Annotated in this window: 21 protein-coding genes; 6 read left to right on the plus strand and 15 right to left on the minus strand. The window is 38.5% G+C overall.

Going from position 1 to position 18885, the window contains the following annotated elements:
* Positions 1-15: 15 nt before the first annotated feature.
* From QFX38_04655 to QFX38_04695, 9 genes are all read right to left on the minus strand, one after another.
* A complete protein-coding gene (locus QFX38_04655) occupies positions 16-171 on the minus strand; it encodes a 50S ribosomal protein L39e (protein ID MDI9624156.1) in 156 nt (51 codons plus the stop codon).
* Between the two features lie 14 nt (positions 172-185).
* Positions 186-773, minus strand: coding sequence for a hypothetical protein (locus tag QFX38_04660; GenBank protein MDI9624157.1), 588 nt, complete (start codon positions 771-773; stop codon positions 186-188).
* 16 nt (positions 774-789) lie between these two features.
* Positions 790-1125, minus strand: coding sequence for a DNA-binding protein (locus QFX38_04665; GenBank protein MDI9624158.1), 336 nt, complete (start codon positions 1123-1125; stop codon positions 790-792).
* Between the two features lie 18 nt (positions 1126-1143).
* Positions 1144-1581 carry a 30S ribosomal protein S19e gene (locus QFX38_04670; protein MDI9624159.1) on the minus strand — a complete coding sequence of 146 codons (438 nt, stop codon included), beginning with the start codon at positions 1579-1581 and terminating at the stop codon, positions 1144-1146.
* 14 nt (positions 1582-1595) lie between these two features.
* Entirely contained in the window at positions 1596-1853 is a 258-nt protein-coding gene (locus QFX38_04675; GenBank protein ID MDI9624160.1) for a YhbY family RNA-binding protein, read from the minus strand.
* Complete coding sequence (locus QFX38_04680) at positions 1774-2190, minus strand: ribonuclease P protein component 4 (protein ID MDI9624161.1); 417 nt, start codon at positions 2188-2190, stop codon at positions 1774-1776. Before QFX38_04680 ends, QFX38_04675 begins: the two co-directional genes overlap by 80 nt.
* 117 nt (positions 2191-2307) lie before the next feature.
* On the minus strand, positions 2308-2859 hold the full coding sequence (locus QFX38_04685) for an adenylate kinase family protein (protein ID MDI9624162.1): 552 nt from the start codon (positions 2857-2859) through the stop codon (positions 2308-2310).
* Positions 2860-2864: 5 nt separating this feature from the next.
* The gene (locus tag QFX38_04690) at positions 2865-3644 is read right to left on the minus strand and encodes a sulfide-dependent adenosine diphosphate thiazole synthase (GenBank protein ID MDI9624163.1); all 780 of its coding nucleotides are present in this window, start codon (positions 3642-3644) and stop codon (positions 2865-2867) included.
* Positions 3645-3657: 13 nt separating this feature from the next.
* Positions 3658-4746, minus strand: a complete 1089-nt coding sequence (locus QFX38_04695) for a GTP-binding protein (protein ID MDI9624164.1) — start codon at positions 4744-4746, stop codon at positions 3658-3660.
* Between the two features lie 72 nt (positions 4747-4818).
* Between QFX38_04695 and QFX38_04700 the strand changes: the two genes are divergently transcribed.
* Positions 4819-5196, plus strand: a complete 378-nt coding sequence (locus QFX38_04700) for a CBS domain-containing protein (GenBank protein ID MDI9624165.1) — start codon at positions 4819-4821, stop codon at positions 5194-5196.
* Here QFX38_04700 and QFX38_04705 read toward each other — a convergent pair.
* The 5 genes from QFX38_04705 to QFX38_04725 form a co-directional block, all read right to left on the minus strand.
* Positions 5193-7700: an STT3 domain-containing protein gene (locus tag QFX38_04705; GenBank protein ID MDI9624166.1), complete on the minus strand. Its 2508-nt coding sequence runs from the start codon at positions 7698-7700 to the stop codon at positions 5193-5195. The two genes, QFX38_04700 and QFX38_04705, sit on opposite strands and share 4 nt — an antisense overlap.
* A 61-nt stretch (positions 7701-7761) precedes the next feature.
* The gene (gene topA, locus QFX38_04710) at positions 7762-9900 is read right to left on the minus strand and encodes a DNA topoisomerase I (GenBank protein ID MDI9624167.1); all 2139 of its coding nucleotides are present in this window, start codon (positions 9898-9900) and stop codon (positions 7762-7764) included.
* Positions 9901-9912: 12 nt separating this feature from the next.
* Positions 9913-10062, minus strand: a complete 150-nt coding sequence (locus tag QFX38_04715) for a hypothetical protein (GenBank protein ID MDI9624168.1) — start codon at positions 10060-10062, stop codon at positions 9913-9915.
* A gap of 5 nt (positions 10063-10067) precedes the next feature.
* Positions 10068-11531, minus strand: a complete 1464-nt coding sequence (serB, locus tag QFX38_04720) for a phosphoserine phosphatase SerB (protein MDI9624169.1) — start codon at positions 11529-11531, stop codon at positions 10068-10070.
* 11 nt (positions 11532-11542) lie between these two features.
* Positions 11543-12088 (minus strand): TATA-box-binding protein, encoded by a 546-nt coding sequence (locus QFX38_04725; GenBank protein ID MDI9624170.1) that lies wholly within the window; start codon positions 12086-12088, stop codon positions 11543-11545.
* Between the two features lie 257 nt (positions 12089-12345).
* On the opposite strand from QFX38_04725, the gene cyaB reads away from it, so the two are divergent.
* The 5 genes from cyaB to fen are packed head-to-tail and all read left to right on the plus strand — an operon-like array spanning position 12346 to position 16909.
* Positions 12346-12864 (plus strand): class IV adenylate cyclase, encoded by a 519-nt coding sequence (gene cyaB / locus QFX38_04730; protein MDI9624171.1) that lies wholly within the window; start codon positions 12346-12348, stop codon positions 12862-12864.
* Positions 12865-12900: 36 nt separating this feature from the next.
* On the plus strand, positions 12901-14076 hold the full coding sequence (locus tag QFX38_04735; protein MDI9624172.1) for a homocitrate synthase family protein: 1176 nt from the start codon (positions 12901-12903) through the stop codon (positions 14074-14076).
* 9 nt (positions 14077-14085) lie between these two features.
* A complete protein-coding gene (gene hacA, locus QFX38_04740) occupies positions 14086-15345 on the plus strand; it encodes a homoaconitase large subunit (GenBank protein MDI9624173.1) in 1260 nt (419 codons plus the stop codon).
* Between the two features lie 17 nt (positions 15346-15362).
* Positions 15363-15893: a chorismate lyase gene (locus QFX38_04745; protein ID MDI9624174.1), complete on the plus strand. Its 531-nt coding sequence runs from the start codon at positions 15363-15365 to the stop codon at positions 15891-15893.
* Between the two features lie 29 nt (positions 15894-15922).
* Positions 15923-16909 carry a flap endonuclease-1 gene (fen, locus tag QFX38_04750; protein ID MDI9624175.1) on the plus strand — a complete coding sequence of 329 codons (987 nt, stop codon included), beginning with the start codon at positions 15923-15925 and terminating at the stop codon, positions 16907-16909.
* Here fen and QFX38_04755 read toward each other — a convergent pair.
* Positions 16878-18851 (minus strand): IGHMBP2 family helicase, encoded by a 1974-nt coding sequence (locus tag QFX38_04755; protein ID MDI9624176.1) that lies wholly within the window; start codon positions 18849-18851, stop codon positions 16878-16880. The genes fen and QFX38_04755 overlap by 32 nt on opposite strands.
* Between the last annotated feature and the right edge of the window lie 34 nt (positions 18852-18885).

Raw genomic sequence — 18885 nt, forward strand, 5'->3', positions numbered from 1 at the left:
TTTTATCCACCACTTTTAGACTTTTAATTTGGTTCTTCTCCAATGCCTCATCTTGGGATGGGTGCGTACTTTACGGTTTGTTTTTAAGAGAACCCATACTGGGACTCTTCTATTCTGTTTTCTAGCCTTTGATAGTCTTATTTTCTTGGCAACATGTTTGTTTCTGCTCATTTGCTTATTCCCTCCTATCTCCATCCTATTACTCGTGTCTGATAATGTTCCGGGAAGAATTTTGAAGATTCGCCTCTACCTTTTATTTTATCTATAAGGTATCTTATCTCTATCTCATAATCCGAATTATTATGAATATCTGATTTTTCCCTTTTTAGTATAAATAATTGGGATGCAAGCCTATTTATTGTTTTATAACCGAAACCTGCGAGATTAATATATTCAACAGAATTTCTATCTTCAAAACTTCTTATTTCATTCTTTGTAAGTTTGGGGGTTCTATCATCCCTTCTTGTACCATCTGCTATTATATTATATTCTTCCGCGGCAGCTTCTAATACTTGTCGGTGAACAAAATCTATACCATTGTTCGGGAAACCATCACCTATTATCTTCTCGACGGCCTCATCTAGTATGCTTCTATCTAATTTTAGGATTTTATGTGGGAATCCAAGAGCTTTTGCCGATTCTGCGGCGGGAATCCATGATTTGTAAACTCCAAAGTTTGCGGTTACAAGTTCAACCTTTAAATTTAATCTTTTGAGTATTGTGGCCATTAATGAACTGTCCTTCCCGCCACTGTAAAGTACACAAGCCTTCATAAGCACGAAAATAATATCATCTGCGAATGATCCTTATATCCCTCTTTTTACCGCTGATTCTCCTTAAAAGTTCCTTTAGCTGTTTATCCGTGATCTTTGAACGTATCTGACCTGCTTGGGCTAATTGTATTAATTGTAATTCGATTTGTTCAACGAATTCGGGTCTTGTAAGCCTTAGGTTTGCGAGTCTGCTTCTAGCCTCAGGGGTTAGTATTTTCATGAGTAACTGTCTCTTCTGTATTTCAAACTGTCGCCGCAATTGTTCCTCCTTTTCAGCTTCCGCAGCTTGTTGCTGCGCCCTCTGCTGCATTTCTAACATTTTTCTCCGGCGTATCTCTTCTATGTCTGTCACCTTTAATAAACCCCCAGTTTAATATTTTTCGAGTTCTTTAACCTCATTTTTGACCTTATATGCGATTTTGTCAAGGAATGCTCTCCCCTTAGAAGTTATTTTCCTCCCACCTTCAACCTTTTCTATGAAACCTGCTTCTTCTAATTGTTGAAGAGCCCTTCTTATGATGGCGCCACTGCCCCTCCTAAATTTTTCAGGCCTTGAACCTCGATCCTTTTTACCACCGTATCTTGTCCTTAATCTGTTCACACCTATCGGACCATCAATGTATACTCTTCTAAGGAGTGCTGCAGCCCTTACATACCACCAATCTGGATTGTCTGGGCGTCTTTCTTTATGGACGCCTGTTTTGACGAATGGCACCCATTCTGGTGGTTTGACCTTTTTTTCTTTGCGTAATTCATTTGCAACCTGATTTATGAGTAAATCTGCTGGCACATCATAAACTGTGGTCATCTTAAATTTCCTCCCTATCCTTTTTTCTTGAATATTATGGCAACGTTTCCTCTTAAATCTATGAGCTTGGCATTGGTTTTTCTGATGATCTCGTTAATATAAGTTTCCTTTTCAGAAGATATACTCTTCGCGAACCTTATCTTTATCAGTTCTTTATCCTTTAATTGCCTTTTAATCTCTTTTATAACCTTCTCATTGACTCCTGCTTTCCCTATCTGTAGTGTTATTGCCGATAGGGATCTTCTCATTAGCTCTTTTTTTGAAGGTGTGATATTCAATTTTATTTCTCCTTCTAATCTTTTTTTCCCGAATATATGGGAATCTCATAATCCTCCCACATTCTAGGCAGTGGTAATGTATTTTACCCCTGGACAATCTTATCTTACAATTGTAACCAGGCTTCAGGAACCTGTAACAACTTTTACAGAACCTCCTTTTCCATTTCCTTGGGATTCTCAAATTATATTTTTTCGAGATCCTCCTTGCAAGTTCAACATAACGATGGGATCTTTCAGGATGCTTCGAGAATTCCCTATCCGCTAACTGGAAAAGGATGTCTATTCTCTCCTTGGCTATCCTTATTACCCATCGTGGCCTTCTCCCCGGCAAACTAGATCCTCTCAAATCAGACTAATAGAATAGACAATCCCCTAATATTTCCCTATGCAAAGGAATATTTTTACTATTACAAGAAGGATTATTATGTAAGATCTTATATTTAATCATTTAAAAAGTTTCCCCTTCTTCAAGGAACCATTCCACGAAATCTACACTACCAAATGTGCAGGGCTTCTCACCTTTAATGACTCTGATAATCTCATCTAATACTTCATCAAGGGATAAGCCAGTGGTATCTATTTCATGGACCATGTCATCATGTAACTGGTAAGCTTCATAAGCACACACTCCAAGAGCCTCAGCCTCAACATTCTCTTTCACCTTCCTCTCATCGTATCCTCTCTTTTCCAGTCTTTGGAATAAAATCCTCGGATGCAATCTTAAAACTATTACGAGATCGCAGATCTTGCAATAATGTGACAAATGACCCTCCACGATATTAAAAGAATCATCATCTATAACATTAACGATCTCCTTACAAAGGGAGGGTATATCCACAATCTTATAACCCCTAACCGGATCCTCTCCAATGAAAAGATCTTTCTCCTCAGCTAACCTGTTAACTTCGACCAGATTCCCATCCAACTCTTCACTAAGCCGATGGGATATGCTTGTCTTACCCACCCCAGGCGTTCCTGTAATACATATAATTGGCTTCATCATCTTCATCTCAATTTTTCCATGATGAGGTCAGCCACCCTTTTACCGGAAAGTAGCATACCCCCAAAGATTGGTCCCATCCTATACGAACCATGAACAGCATTACTCGCCATACCAGCCACATAAAGGTTAGGATAAACTTCACGAGTATTCTCAAGTAGGCTCGCCTCTCCCTTATCAGCCCACATCGGCTTCTCACCCATGATCTTACCAGTTTCGGTCATCAGCCTTGGGCCTATCTTTTTCTGCACAACTTTCACTATTTCACAATCATGGCCTGTTGCATCTATAACGGTCTTTGACCTTATAGTTAAGGGGTCAATGTGTAAACCTGCCATCTCTACTGCAGTCCAATTTAGTACTAGGCCTGTTATCCTATCATCTCTTATCATAACGTCCTCAATACTTATCAGGTTAAATATTTTAAGACCGGCCTTGCAAGCCTTTGAACATAGAGTGGAGACGGCTTCTATGGAATCGGCAACATAATAGCCTTTTTCGTGTTCTCTGCAGTTCACTCCAAATTCTCCTTCGAGTATTTCTTTTCCAGCCTCTTGGACCACTATTTTATTAAACATCATGCCACCGCCCCACATTCCACCCCCAATTGAGAGTTTTCTTTCAAATAGACTCACTTTAAATCCGGCCTTGGACAGGTAATAGCCTGCTGTGAGCCCTGATGGTCCTCCACCACCAATAGCCACGTCAACATCGAGATAATCCACTAATTCATTCATGTATTCTTCTATTATCGCCTTTGAGATTTTTATATCATCCAGCTTCAATTTTCGCACCCTCTTATCTTCTTGTTATTATGGTTATCAGATCTCCATCTTCTAGGATATGGTCCATTCCAACCTTTTGGCCTTGGAATTTCACAGAATTGCCCCATACTCTTGCATAGCGGAATTTCTTTATGAAATCCCTATGGAGTTTTCCACATACATCCTTTACTGTTGATCTTTTCTTGATTATGAGTGGCTCATCATAGTCTGGTTCGCCATGTTGAGGTTTCAGGTAAACCCTTATAAGGTTGAGTTTTTCAAATATCTTCTCTTTAACTTCATCGATATTAATCTTCTCTTTGGCAGATATAAAAACGGATCCCGGCACCTCCGCTTGGATCCTCTCCACATATTCTTCATCTACAAGATCCATTTTATTAAAGATTGTTAAAGTGGGTATGTATACCCTGTTACCTTCTATGACATCTATGAACTGATCTATGGTAACATCATCCCTCAAAATAACCTCAGCATTGTGTATCCCATATTCATTGAGTATGGATCTTATTATTTGTTCGTTAAGATGAGTTGCTTGTATTGTGGCTGAAACTTGGATGCCACCCCTTTTTTTCCTTTTCACTTTAATGTCTGGAGGTTTTTCATCAGGTCTTATACCAACATTCCTCAACTCTTTTAGTACAATATTCCTTTGTTTGGGGTCTAGAATGTCTATTATCATTACTATAAGGTCTGCGTTTCTTGCAACTGACAATACTTCCCTTCCCCTGCCTTTACCTTTTGAAGCTCCTGGTATTATCCCTGGTATGTCTAATACTTGGATCCTGGCACCTTTATATTCCATGATGGCTGGTATGACATCTAATGTGGTGAATTGGTATTCTCCAACCTTTGCCTGGGCATTTGTTATAATATTGAGTAAAGTGGATTTACCCACCGAAGGAAAACCTACAAGAACTATAGTAGCATCACCCGACTTCTTAACATGGAAACCCCTACCTTTCCTCGCGGTCCTTGAAGCGGCCTCCTCCCTCAACCTAGATAATTTAGCCTTCAATTTACCTATATGATGTGCAGTGGCCTTATTGTATGGTGTTTTCCTGATCTCATCCTCAATTTCTTTTATTTTTTCTTCTATGTCCATGGCCATCACAAAGATTAGATACTAAAATTTTTTATATAAAGTCCATCCATAATAATGGTATTAGGTGTCTTTATGAAAGTGAAGGATGTTATGGTTAAAGATGTGGAAACACTTGATATTAACAGTAATCTTGAGGATGTTTTAAGGAATTTTGTGGAAAAGGGACATGGTAGCGCTGTAGTGACAAAGGATAACGTGAAGGTTGGGATAGTAACGACATGGGATGTTCTTGAGGCCATCGCCGAGGGTGACGACTTAAGTGAAGTGAAAGTATGGGAGGTTATGGAAAGAGATCTTGTTACAATATCTCCCGAGGCAAGTATCAGGGAAGCAGCAAATAAGATGGTTACCAATGTAGTCTGGAGGCTCCTAGTAGAAGAGGACGATAAGATTATCGGAATGATAAGTGCTACTGACATTCTAAAGGCTAAAATGGCGAAGAGATATTAAGCCCTCGTCCATACAAGAACTCCAGGTTCTTGATGGAGTAACTTGAAGGATGTCTGGTTAAAACCGCCTAAGAGGAAAAGTTTTGTGAACATGGAATCTTCAAGTTTCTTATCCATTATAACACTCATATATGAACCTTCACTCCCTATCACAAGCAAACCAAAAGGACTATTCTTATCTACTATCTCATTTTTAACTAGTTGATTACCCTCAATGAATATTAACTTGTGGGGTTTTATCTTTTCGGACGTGCCATTAGCCCCAACTACTACTATGGTTGCATTAGTTTCATTAGCCTTCTTCTCTATGAGGACTCCTACCATACCTGAGGGATCATTCACGGTAACAATCCTCGTCACATTATCACCGGTCACTTCAGGTTTCGAAGCCGCCAATGAAGTATAATAAGCAGAATGCTCACCCTCCTTTTTATCAAAGTTCCAACTTCCGAAGTAGCTCCACCATGCAGCCTTTGCCAACATGTCAGAACTTAATATTAAGGCAAAAGGCTTTTTCTTATCAGGATGGGAATACCTTAACACATTATCGGCCTGATCTGCTGTTAACTTATACTTGTTTATCATAATTTCTCTGGCTTCATCCTTGGGGACTCCTAAGGTCTCTGTGAGTATCTTAACAGACAATGAAGTATTATGGGTATAATTATCAAGTGTATTATATGCCATGTCACCACTTGTTGACAACATTGTAAGTATGCCAAGTGATAATGACTCATTATCAGTTAAGAGGGCCTTACCGATCCAGAATGCTCTTGGACTATTCTGAGAACCCCCATCGAATGTCACTGGCCTGTCAGCAGCCACTGCAAAAAGGTGTCCAAAGTCCCACCAAGACATCACCACAGTATCTTTACTTGTATTATTCTTTATCCATGTTAGGGAATTCCACATTCCATCATCTGTCCCAGGGACTACCGATGAAGTTAGTGCATGAGCTCCGCTTATAGGTGCAGAGACTATAGCTAATGTTACAAGTATCATCATAGAAGTAGCCCTGAATTTTTCGTTTTTTATCGATAATACTAGGGTTATTGCTATCATCCCTGCTAATATTTTAGCTAGCACGGAAACTTTGAAGGGGTAGATTATAAGTATTCCTGCTATGAATGCCACGATAGCAATAGATGTCGTGCTTTTAAGATTATCTTTAAGATACTCTACAAAGTATCCTGTGAATATCCCTGCAGATATCCCTAGTGGCATGGCGAATAATGACACAAACCTGAAACCTTTTGTAACTGCGTATCCGGTTAATAGGAACCATGCTAACATTAATGATAAGTATGATAGGTATTCTTTTTTCTTCTTCCCTAGGTTGGGGATATTCTGATATTTAATGAATTTGCTCTTCTTACCGGCACGTTTACCCTTCTTTTTCACTTCTACTCTAGGCGCTTCTAATGATATTATTCTCCATATAAGCGCCCCCACACCAAGTAATCCGCAGAGGAAGGGTAATAGTCCGCCAACACCCCCGAGTACTGATACTTGGTTGGGTAAGAGCGGATTACCCTCTGTGAAAGTTGGCACTTGTAACTCGGAAACCGAAACATAAACATTAGGATAATTGGTGGTCTGGGCCGTGGCTTGCAACTGCACACCTGAAACCAGTAAAGAAATTGAATTTATGAGTGCTGGGAATCCTTTCAAGAGTCCGAAGAGGAACCCTCCTATGATTATGAGGAGTAGGAACATTGAAAGTTCCCTTTGATTAATTAGCCATTCAATTTTACTCTTATAAGTTTCCCTTTCCACGCCCATCAAATGCTTTAAAAAGAAATAGACTATTGTGAAAACTCCTATAACCGCAATATAGAATATATAGCCTACCCATGCCATTGAAAAGAGCAAGAGTGATATGATAGCCGCTAATACGAATGCTAATCTCCTTTTAAGATTATCAGAGTTTATACTCTCAATAAAAAACCATATAAATAATAATGGTAAGATCATGTTAAACATGTCAGTGTCAAAGAAGCCAGCATAAGTATGTGATACATATACTGGTGTAAGTCCTATTAATATCGCCGCGGCCACACCACCATAATCATTGCTTATCTTCCTTGTGAAAAGATAGGCCGGTATTACACATAACGAGCCTATGATAGCCCCTATCCAATAAGCAACAACAGTGAGGGAATAATCACCAAACATGTTAGCAAGACGATAAGCAAAACTTGTAACATATACTATAAGTGGGGGGTAATCCACGGGCCTACCTGGGGGATAATATGAATGTAGATCCCATTCTTGCCCATTAACTTTTGTATCGCCTAAAATGCCCTTATTTAAGTAATTCATTGTCAGCCTATAATTGTAATAGGAGTCCATTTCACTGAAATAGGGAAGACCATTCTGATCCTTGTAGAATTGTTTAGAGTCCTTTGGGACTCCACCAATATTATAGGCTTCCGCTCTGATAGCGAATGCCAATAGGAATAAAACTGTGATGATTATCAAGGGTTTGATCTTCTCTAGTTTCATGGTAGATCTTCACAATATTTTTTTGTTGGATATGATTATCTTACCTTGTATAAATATTTTTTTATCCTTTTTCTATAACTTCTTGTACTGAAGCTGTGAAACGACACTTTGGGAATCCTTTGCAACCTATAAATTCACCATATCTTCCTGAACGTTTCACAAGGTCGTTTCCACATTTTGGACATTTCCCCACAACTTCCATCTTATCTTTTTTAGTTTTACCGCAATGGGGGTCTAGGCATGCTCTCTGCCGGGGCCGGCCATAAGATATTAATGGGAGGCCACATTTTTCACATTTGCTTTTTAATATACGAGCACCTTTTGGTAGTGGATATACTATTTTACATTCTGGGAACCTTGAACAGCCGACAAAACTGCTCTTAGTCTTATCTGAATACTTTATTAGTAGGTTACCTCCGCATTCTGGACATTCTCCTATTATACGTCCTTTTTGGTAAGCCTTGTAAAGGTGTTTTCCTATTTCCTCTTTGTTCTTTTCTATCTCTTCTATTATTGATATGATCTCTTCTTTGGCTTTTTTGATGATTTTATCCTTTGATGTTTTTCCTTTCATTATCTTTTTGAGTTCTTTTTCGAATTGTCTCGTGAGTTCTTCGCTGGTTATCTTTTCACAGTATTTTTTAAGGGTGTCTATTATATTCTCTCCGAGTGGTGTTACCTGTATTTTTTTTCCTTCGATGTATTTTCGATCATAGAGTATTGAGATTATATCCGCTCTTGTTGATTTAGTTCCAAGACCCCTCTTTTCCATCTCTTTTATGAGCGATGCTTCATTGTATCTTGCTGGCGGCTTTGTCTCTTTTTCTTCTGCTATTATTTCCTTGACGGGGATTTTTTCTCTTTCTTTTAATTCTGGGAATCTTTCATTTTCTATTTTCTGGTAAGGGTATTGTTCCATCCAACCTTTCTTCGCAACCCTTTTTCTCGAAAATTTAAAAATTTCCCCGCCTATATTTAATTTTGCATTTATTGACTCAATGATGGCTTTTTCACCGAATGCGCTTATGAACCTGTATACTATCAATTCATAAACCTTTTCTTCATATTTTCCCAGCCTTTCGGGTAGTAGTCCTGTAGGGTGGATTGCTGGATGTGCTTCATCCTCTTTTTTGCCCTCATGCGGTTTTAACGGCTTTTTCAAATTTTTTATTTTTTCTTTAAATCTCGGATCCTTTGAAAGTCCTTTGAGGATTTTCTCATATTGTATAGTTTCTGGAAGTTTCTGAGATGACGTCCTTGGATATGATATATAACCTTCAAGGTAAAGGTTCTGGGCGACACTCTGTGTCTTTTTAGGGCTTAAACCGAATATCCTGTATGCTTCGGCTTGAAGACCCCCAAGATTGAAAGGTGGAGGGGGCATCCTATTTATCTTGTTTATTTTAACCTCTTCTACAATGGCATCTTTCCCCTGGCATTCTCTTAGTATACTTTCAACTTTATTTTTCTGGAATATCCTACCCCTCTGGTTTAATGCTATTATATCATTTTCTAGAATGGCTTTTATGATCCAGTAAGGTTCTGGTTTGAAGTTCCGGATGGCTTTTTCCCTGTCTACCAATATCGAAAGGGCTGGGGTTTGAACTCTCCCTGCTGAAAGTTTTATGAACCTGTTAGTTGATTCTTTAACTGATTTCATCAATGAACGTGAAATGTTAACTCCGAAGATGAAATCTAACACGTGCCTAGCTATTCCACTGTCTACCTGGCCATAATCAAGTTCTATAGGGTTCTTATAAGCTTTTATGATATCATCCCTTGTTAGTGTGGAGAATTTCATCCTCACGGTCTTCTGGAGGGCTTCATCCCCACAGAGGTGTTTGAGGACATTGTAGCCTATGAGAGTCCCCTCTATGTCATAATCACAAGCATGGAAATATCTATCCGCATTTTTAGCCAAACTATCAATGGCATCTATGTAATCTTGGATATAACGTTTCTTTTTATCAACTTCGGGTACAGGAGCCCATTCAAGGTCGAAAAAAAGTTCATCATTTGGATTTTTCGGCTTTAGGGTGTAAAGGTGGCCTACTGCCGGTATTATTATGGTTCTTTTATCTTCTTCTTGATGTTCCCAGTAGTATGTTTTTTTATATTTTTTCTTTTTTGCATTTGGGAATAGTGCTTTGGCTATTTTTTCTGATGAGCGTGGTTTTTCGCATATTATGACTTCATCCATGGTGATCACATTTTATAGGTAGAATCCGTAAAATTCGCTGCAGTAATTACACATTGGATATTTTCCATAATGATAGTGGCTGTTGTCATCAGCTTTTATGTTGAATTTTCTTTGGCAAATGAAACAAGTTTCTATTTTTTCTTTTTTGTTTTTGGATTTCATCTTTACTATACTATTTTGTATCTTTGTAAGAGTAATAATTCGTCTTTTGTGAGCTTTTTACCATCCTTGAATAATTTGTATATTTCTTCTGCTTTTTTCTTTTCTAGTATCCTTCTTTTATGGTCTTTAGCCGCGTCCACTTTATCCATCCTCGATTTAATCCTCTTTATTTCGATGTTAGCTTGTTTTATCTTTCTTATGATCTTTTTTGATTCTTTATGTTTCTTTGATGCTAGTTTCATGAATTTCACGAACTCATTGTGGGCTTCATCTGCCTTAGCTCTTATTTTGTCCGTTTTATTGAATTGTTCTATCATTTTTTCATGGTATTCTTGGGCTTCCTTGGAGAGTTTGACAACATTTTCATGGTATTTTTCTGATAATCTTTTAAGTTTAAGGGCCTTCTTTCGTGTTTTTTCATCTTCGCGTATCTTTGCCAGTTCTCTTCTGAGATCGTTTGCTCTTTTAACTAGTTCGTTTTCTTTTTTCATATCTAGGACTTGTGTTTCGATTATTTTATCGATTTTTTTAATCTCTTTTTCTAACTTTAAACGTTTTCTACTAGTAGGTGACCATTTTAATTTGCGGATCTTCTTATTGGTCTCGTCTCTAAGTCTTTTGTTCTCTTCAACCATTTTATTTATTTCATTTCTTTTATCCCTGAATTCAATGGCTAAATCCAGATTTTCTTTAACTTTCTTGTTGAGTTTGTCTCGGAGTTCCTTTTTTTCTTTAGCTTTCTCGTTGAATTCTTCCCGTTCTTTTAGGGTGGTTGAAAGTTTATCCTCGTATTCCTTTTTTTTATCGAGAACCTCTTCGAGACTTACATCATGGGTTTCTTCAAGTTCTTCTAGGAGAGGTATTATCTCCCTGAGATCCTTTTTTTCTACTATGGCATCGGCTTTTTCTTTGACTATTGGTTTAGCATTGAATGCTATGCCCAACCTGGCAGATTCTATCATGGATATATCATTTGCACCATCGCCTACGGCAACACACTCATCAAAACTAAAACCTTCATCTTCTAATAATTTTTGTAGAACATCATATTTTGTCTTTTCCACAAGGGGCCCGCTAACTTTCCCTGTTAAGAAGCCATTTTTTTGGTGTAATTTGTTACAGATTATATAATCTAGGTTCAATTTTTTACCTATTATATCTGCTATAATATCAAAACTGCCTGTTATAGTGGCTATCTTGTAGCCTTTCTCCTTGAGATATTGGATGGTTTCCTCGGCTCCTTTCATTAATGGGAGTTCTTGGGCCAATTTTTTTATATCATCCACCTTAGCTCCTTTAAGGAGTTTCACTCTTTCTTCTATTGATTCTTTGAAGTCCATTTCCCCTTCCATGGCTTTTCTTGTGAGTTCCATTATCTTTTCCTCGACCCCCATTAGTTTTCCGATTTCGTCTATGGCTTCTGCGTCTATTATCACGTTATCAAGGTCAAAGACTACAAGTTTAATCAATAATATCACCATTAAATAAGATCCAGCTCGGCAAGGCGGGCTTTTGTCCTTTCAACGCCAAGCTTGGCATCTTCAGCACTTTTAGCCCCTGTGCAGACAACTTTACCCGATCCGAAGAGTAAAAGGACAACTTTAGGATCATCTAAACGATATACGAGTCCCGGGAATTGTTCAGGTTCATATTCAGTGTTTTCAAGGCCTAATGCCACGGCTTCTAAGTTAAGGGGTTTCCCCAGGTTAGCAGAAGCCACTATATTCTGTATTTTAATTTCGAAATCCTCTGGAATTTCAGGGTCCATTGTCCTCATTTTATCCACTGTTATTTTTATGGCCCTTTTGGAATCTTCGATTGACTTTGCACCTGTACATACAAGTTTGCCTGAGCCGAATATCAAGGCGGCTGTCTTTGGATTCTTCAATTTATATACAAGTCCTGGGAACTGTTCTCTGTTAAAATCAACATTCTTCAGTGCTTTAGATACTCTTGTAAGGTCTATAGATTTTCCAAGGGTTGCAGAGGCCACTATATTTTCTATTTTAATGTCTACATCATTCAATTATTATACCTCCCAGTGAAGTTGAAAATCTACATTGGAGTCTTTAAACGCTAAATTATATAATATTATAAGTACTTAAAAATTGATTACTATCAAATACCAATTTTTTATTACACACTCTTCAATTTAAAATCTTTTCAAACAAACACATGAAACATTATAATAATTATATAAATTATCCCATATAATAATAAAAAAATCACATGAAAAAACAATTGATAATCTCAGTCATCTAAAAATAGGATCGGTGAGCCTCCTTGATCGAAGTAGAAGTAAAAGCCAAAACAGACCCCATGATAAAAAAGAAACTTGAATCCATCGGAGCCCAAAAAATCAGAACAGAAAAACAAGAAGACATATACTTCAACGCACCCCACAAGGATTTCAAAGTCACAGATGAAGCCCTAAGAATAAGAAAAACACCAACAAAAACCCTCTTAACATACAAAGGGCCTAAAATAGATGAAAAAAGCAAAACCCGACAAGAAATAGAAACAGAAATCCCAAACCCCCAAAAAATGACAAAAATACTAGAATGTCTAGGATTCAAAAAAGCACACAAAATAGTGAAAAAAAGAGAAATATACCAATTAGACGATTTCACAGCCACCATCGATAACGTTAAGGGCCTTGGAACCTACATCGAAATAGAAAAAGATATAAAAGAAAATGAAGATTATGATGAAACACTCCAAAAAATCTTCAAAATCTACAAAAAACTCGGAATCCGAAAAGGATTCCAAAGAAAATCATACCTCGAATTACTACTTGAATGATACTATCCCCATCAAAAAGATCTGGGTGGTAATCACTTGAAGTACTTTGTAAGCCCCTTCAACAAGAAAGTAAAACTAAAATTCCCAGCAAAAATCACAATCTACGACACCACCTTAAGAGACGGAGAACAAACCCCCGGAGTCTGCCTAGGAACAAAAGAAAAACTCGCAATAGCAAGAAAACTCGACGAATTAGGAATACACCAGATAGAAGCAGGCTTCCCAGTCGTATCTGAAGAAGAAAGAAAATCAGTTAAAAAAATCGCAAATGAAGGCCTAAACGCCGACATACTAGCATTATCACGTACAAAAAAAGAAGACATAGAAACAGCCATAGACTGCGACGTAGACGGAATAATCACATTCATAGCCACATCAGACCTACACCTCAAACACAAATTAAAACTAACAAAAGAACAAGCACTAAACGTCTGCATGAACTCAATAGAATACGCAAAAGACCACGGAATATTCGTAGCATTCTCAGCAGAAGACGCCACAAGAACAGACCTCGAATTCCTTAAAAAAATCTATAAAAAAGCAGAAGACTACGGAGTCGACAGAGTCCACATAGCAGACACAGTAGGCGCCATCACACCCCAAGGCATGGAATTCCTCGTAAAAGAACTCAAAAAATTCCTCAACACAGGAATAGCACTACACTGCCACAACGACTTCGGACTCGCAGTCGCAAATTCAATCACAGGCCTACTAGCAGGAGCGGACGCAATATCCACCACAGTCAATGGAATAGGCGAAAGAGCAGGGAACACAGCCCTAGAAGAACTAATAATGGCCCTCCTAATTTTATATGGCATAGACCTAGGATTCAACATAAAAGTACTCTGTGAACTTTCAAAACTAGTGGAAAAATGCACACACATGACCGTCCCAGAAAACAAACCCATAGTAGGAAAAAATGTCTTCAGGCATGAATCAGGAATACACGTAGACGCAGTCCTAGAAGAACCACTAACCTATGAACCATTCCTACCAGAGCTAATAGGACACAAAAGAAAGATAGTCCTAGGCAAACACTCAGGATGCAGAGCAGTCAAAGCAAAACTCGAAGAATACGGAATAGAAGTAACACGAGACGAACTCTGCAAAATAGTCGAAGAAGTGAAAAAAGCCCGAGAGAAAGGAAGATTCATAAATGATGAACTATTTAAAGAAATCATAAGTTCAGTTAAAGGACCAGTAGACATGTAGTGATCCCCCATGAACATGACCGAAAAGATACTAGCCAAAGCCGCGAATAAAAAAGAAGTACAACCCGGCGAAATCATTGAAGTCAATGTCGACCTTGCAATGACACACGATGGTACAAGCCCACCCACCATAAAAACCTTCAAAAAAATAGCCGAAAAAACAAGAAAAAAAAGAGTATGGGACCCTAAAAAGATAGTAATAGTCTACGACCATAACATACCCCCAAACAACATCGGCGCGGCTGAATTCCAACAAATAACAAGAGAATTCGCAAAAGAACAGAGAATAAAAAACATTTTCAAGCACGGGGAAGGCATATGCCACCAAGTACTCCCAGAAAAAGGGTTCATAAAACCAGGAACCATCATAATAGGAGCGGACTCACACACATGCACCTACGGAGCATTCGGAGCATTCGCCACTGGAATGGGTGCTACAGACATGGCCATGATATTTGCAACTGGCAAAACATGGCTAAGAGTCCCGGAATCGATGAAAATAGAAGTCGAAGGCAAATTCCAAGAACATGTAACAGCCAAAGACCTCATATTACACATCATAGGAGAACTTGGAGTCGACGGCGCAACCTACAAATCCATTGAATTCACAGGAGAGACCATAAAAAGGCTCGGAGTCCCAGAAAGGATGACCATCTGCAACATGACAGTAGAAATGGGAGCCAAAAATGGGATAATAGAACCCAACAAGGCCATCATAGAATACCTCAAAAAAAGAACCTCTCAAAAAAAATTTGAAATCTACACTTCAGACCCAGATTATGATTACCATGAAGAATTTTATTTTAACATAGATAATCTTGAACCACAAGTAGCATGTCCAAACTCAGTTGACAATGTCAAAGATGTTAAAAGAGTCATTGGAACCCATATAGATCAGGCCTTCCTGGGTTCTTGTACAAATGGAAGATTTAAAGACCTTAAAATGGCGGCTGAAATACTGAAAAATGAAAAGATACACGATGACGTGAGGATGATAGTAGTCCCAGCATCTTCTGAAATCTACCTCAAAGCCCTAAAGGAAGGTATCATAAAGATCTTCATAGATGCGGGGGCTATAGTATGCAACCCAGGCTGTGGCCCATGCCTCGGAGCCCACATGGGTGTCCTAGGCCCCCGGGAAGTTTGCATATCTACAAGTAACCGAAACTTCCAAGGACGTATGGGAGACCCCAAATCAAAGATTTACCTTGCAAATCCTATAATAGTAGCCCAATCAGCCATCAAAGGTGAAATCTCCATACCAGAATAGGAAAAAGGGGATATGGAATGGATATAGATGTTGTGGAGGAAATCAGAAGGCTTGAAAGACTAATAGGCCCGCTTTCGAATACTCAAAAGATATTATTGGCAACTGATGGTTCAGTTACAAGAATACTCGACGTCATTTTTGGGGAAGTGACTATAAAAACCTTGGTACAAGAGTTTAGAGAAGCCAGCGAAGAAATCGCTGAAAAACTTGACATAGCTGCCGGGGAAAAAATAAATTACAGAATAGTTCTAATTGGTAACAAAAAGCCCCTCATACATGCGATATCATATATCCCCCTTGCAAGATTAAACAACGACTTTAAAGAGGATCTGATAAGGGCAGACATACCAATCGGGAAAATACTACGCAAACATAACATCGAATCAAGAAGAGAAGTGGAAAAAATAGACATTGAAGAACCCACAAGGGATCTTAAAAGGATATTCCACACAAATTCATTAATGTTAACACGCACATATAATATCATACACAAAGACAAAATCCTAATAAGAATAAAAGAAACATTCCCACTCACATACTTCAAATAGGGATGAGAACATTTTGGAGTTATAAAACTATGGGTGTTAAACTCAAGGATATAATATATTCCTCTAAGATAAAATTCGAGGATCTGAATGGGCGCATTATAGCAATCGACGCCCCAAACACCATATACCAGTTCCTCTCCAGTATTAGACAAAAAGATGGAACACCCCTAATGGACAGAAAAGGGAGAATAACATCACATCTTAGCGGCATACTTTATAGAACCTCAGCCATCATAGAAAAGGGCATAAAAGTAGTTTATGTGTTCGATGGTAAAAGCCCACACTTAAAAATGGAAACAATCACAAAAAGGAAATCTGTAAGAGTTGAAGCCGAAAAAAAATGGAAAGAAGCCCTCAGAGAAGGAGAAATCGATGAAGCCAGAAAATATGCTGTAAGATCCGCCAGAATATCCCCTGATATAATATCCACTTCAAAAAAGCTTTTAGATTTGATGGGCATACCATTTGTTGAAGCACCGGCAGAAGGCGAAGCTCAAGCGTCTTATATAGTCCAAAAAGGTGATGCATGGGCTGTCGCGTCACAAGACTACGACTGCCTACTATTCGGAGCCCCAAGAATCGTTAGAAACCTTGCCATCACAGGAAGAGCACAAGAACTAGAACTTCTAGAATTAGAAGTTATCCTAAAAAGATTGGAAATCACACGAGAACAGTTAGTTGACATAGCATTACTTGTAGGCACGGACTTCAACAAAGGAATAAAAGGGATAGGCCCAAAAAGAGCCCTTAAACTTATAAAAGAAAAAGGCAACATCTATAACGTACTAAAAGATCTAGGCGAAGAACTAGATGAAGACCCTGAAATTTTAAGGGAGATCTTCCTCAATCCAGAGGTTACAGATGATTACAAACTTTCATGGAGGAGCCCAGACAAGGATGGTATAATAAAGTTCCTTTGCCATGAACATGAATTTTCAGAAGAAAGGGTGCAAAACGCCATAAAAAAGATGCAAATTGAAAAATCTATCCAGAAAAGTTTGACAGACTGGTTCTAACAGACTCTTTCCCAAGCCTATAATAAAAACCCTTTTTAATAGAATACCTTATAAGCCTCCTATAAGATGGATGCGCTTGAAGAGTCTCCGAATCACCTATAATCACAAGTTTTCTCCTAGCCCTTGTAAGTGAAACATTAAGACGCCTTAAATCGCTGAGAAAGCCTATCCTACCATCCTTATTGCTCCTAACCATGGATATAATTATAATCTCCTTCTCACGTCCTTGATAGCCATCAACAGTATTGACCTCCACTTTAGCATGGGATGATATAAGATCCACCTGATCATCATAAGGTGTTATAATACCAATATCAGAAGGTTTAACACCCTTCCTCATAAAAAGATTGGAAACTATAACTGCAAGATCAGCCTCTAATTGATTCTGTAATGAAGGTGACCCTCTCACCCTCCTCTCAAACTTTCCTTCAATATCAGCAGTGTCTATGAAAAGCAATGGCTTTCCAGGGTTTAAAAGTTCCCTTCCAAGCTCCCATTCACAGTCTGTATCATCCACAAGATCCTCTATAGTGAAATATTCTAGGCCAGGTGCTGCTTTTATTCTACCATCATAAAATTCCATGTTGGGGAATTCCATCAACTGAGGATTCATGCGATACTGAACATCCAACATGTATGCCTTGTACGGGTACAATCTTATCAATTCTTCAAATAATGTCTTCTCTAACTCAATAGCATCCTGATTCAAAATAGTTGGAGGCAACTGTTTATGATCACCCGCCAAAACAAACCTTCCACCACGTGAAAGAGGGATGAGAATACTTGGTATTGTTGCCTGAGAAGCTTCATCCACCACTATAAGATCAAACTTGATACCATCAAGGTACTCCAAGGCTGCTGATGAATTAGTTGAAAGTATAACAGGCGCCTCATCCAATATATCAGCCACTATACTACTTTCTATATCTTCTATCATCTCGTACAATTTATCTATTTTCTTGTTGATTTTAATCCACTTTGCCATGGATATCATGACATTAGGCGATATTCCTCTACTCCCTCTTCTTTTCATCGCATTTGCCAATATCTGACGGTCACTTAAACCTCTCCTGAATGATGGTGTGGGCTTATGATATCTTTCCCTTTCTCTTATTAGCTCTTGGATCTTTTCTTCCAATTCAGAGATCCTCTCATAATCTGGATGATTCTCCACCTTATAGGCCAAACTTTTTTCTATGTTTTCCTTTGAAACCCTCTGCGGATGTCCAAGTCTCACACATTCGACTTTCCCATCTAATCCTTCTAGGATATTATCCACAGCCAAGTTACTCTCCGCTGTTACGAGCAATTTTCCACCCTTTTTAACCTCTTGGAATATGAGTTCGAGGAGTGTTCTCGTTTTACCCGTACCAAAGGGGCCATGGATCAGGAAAAAATCCTTAGAGGCTAATGCCCTTGATATCGCCTCCCTCTGGGAATTGTTAAGACTTTCATCTTCTAACTCGAATTCCACTCTTCTAACTTTGGTTGTGGGTTTCCTCTTCTCCAAGAGGAATTCTAAAATATTATAAGTGTTCTTGTTAAGTTTTTTCAGATTATCTTCCATCCTTTGGAATGTGATGTCATTGGCATATAAATCGATTCTAACATTTTTTAAAGCCCATCTTGGCACCTTTTCCATGGCCACAATTATAAACCTGCTACCTTTCTGGGCCACAGTACCTGTAAGGTCGCTTCTGAGTGGATTACCCCTACTTATAAGTACAAGGTCACCAACGCTTATCTCAGTTTCGATGGGGGTTTTCCTACCATATTTGACAAGGGTGAATCCAAGTTCCCTGCCAAGGATCTTCCCATCAAGGTTGGTAATGGCCCTGCCTATCTTTTCACGTTTTGAAGCTGATAAACGCTTTATCTCCGAGATCATGGCTTCGATCTCGGCCTTTCTTTCCATTTCGACAAGTTCTAGTAATCTTTTCACGTATTCTTTGATTTTGATTTTGCAAACCCCCCAG

The sequence above is a fragment of the Methanothermobacter sp. genome (assembly GCA_030055615.1).
GTDB lineage: Archaea > Methanobacteriota > Methanobacteria > Methanobacteriales > DSM-23052 > Methanothermobacter_A.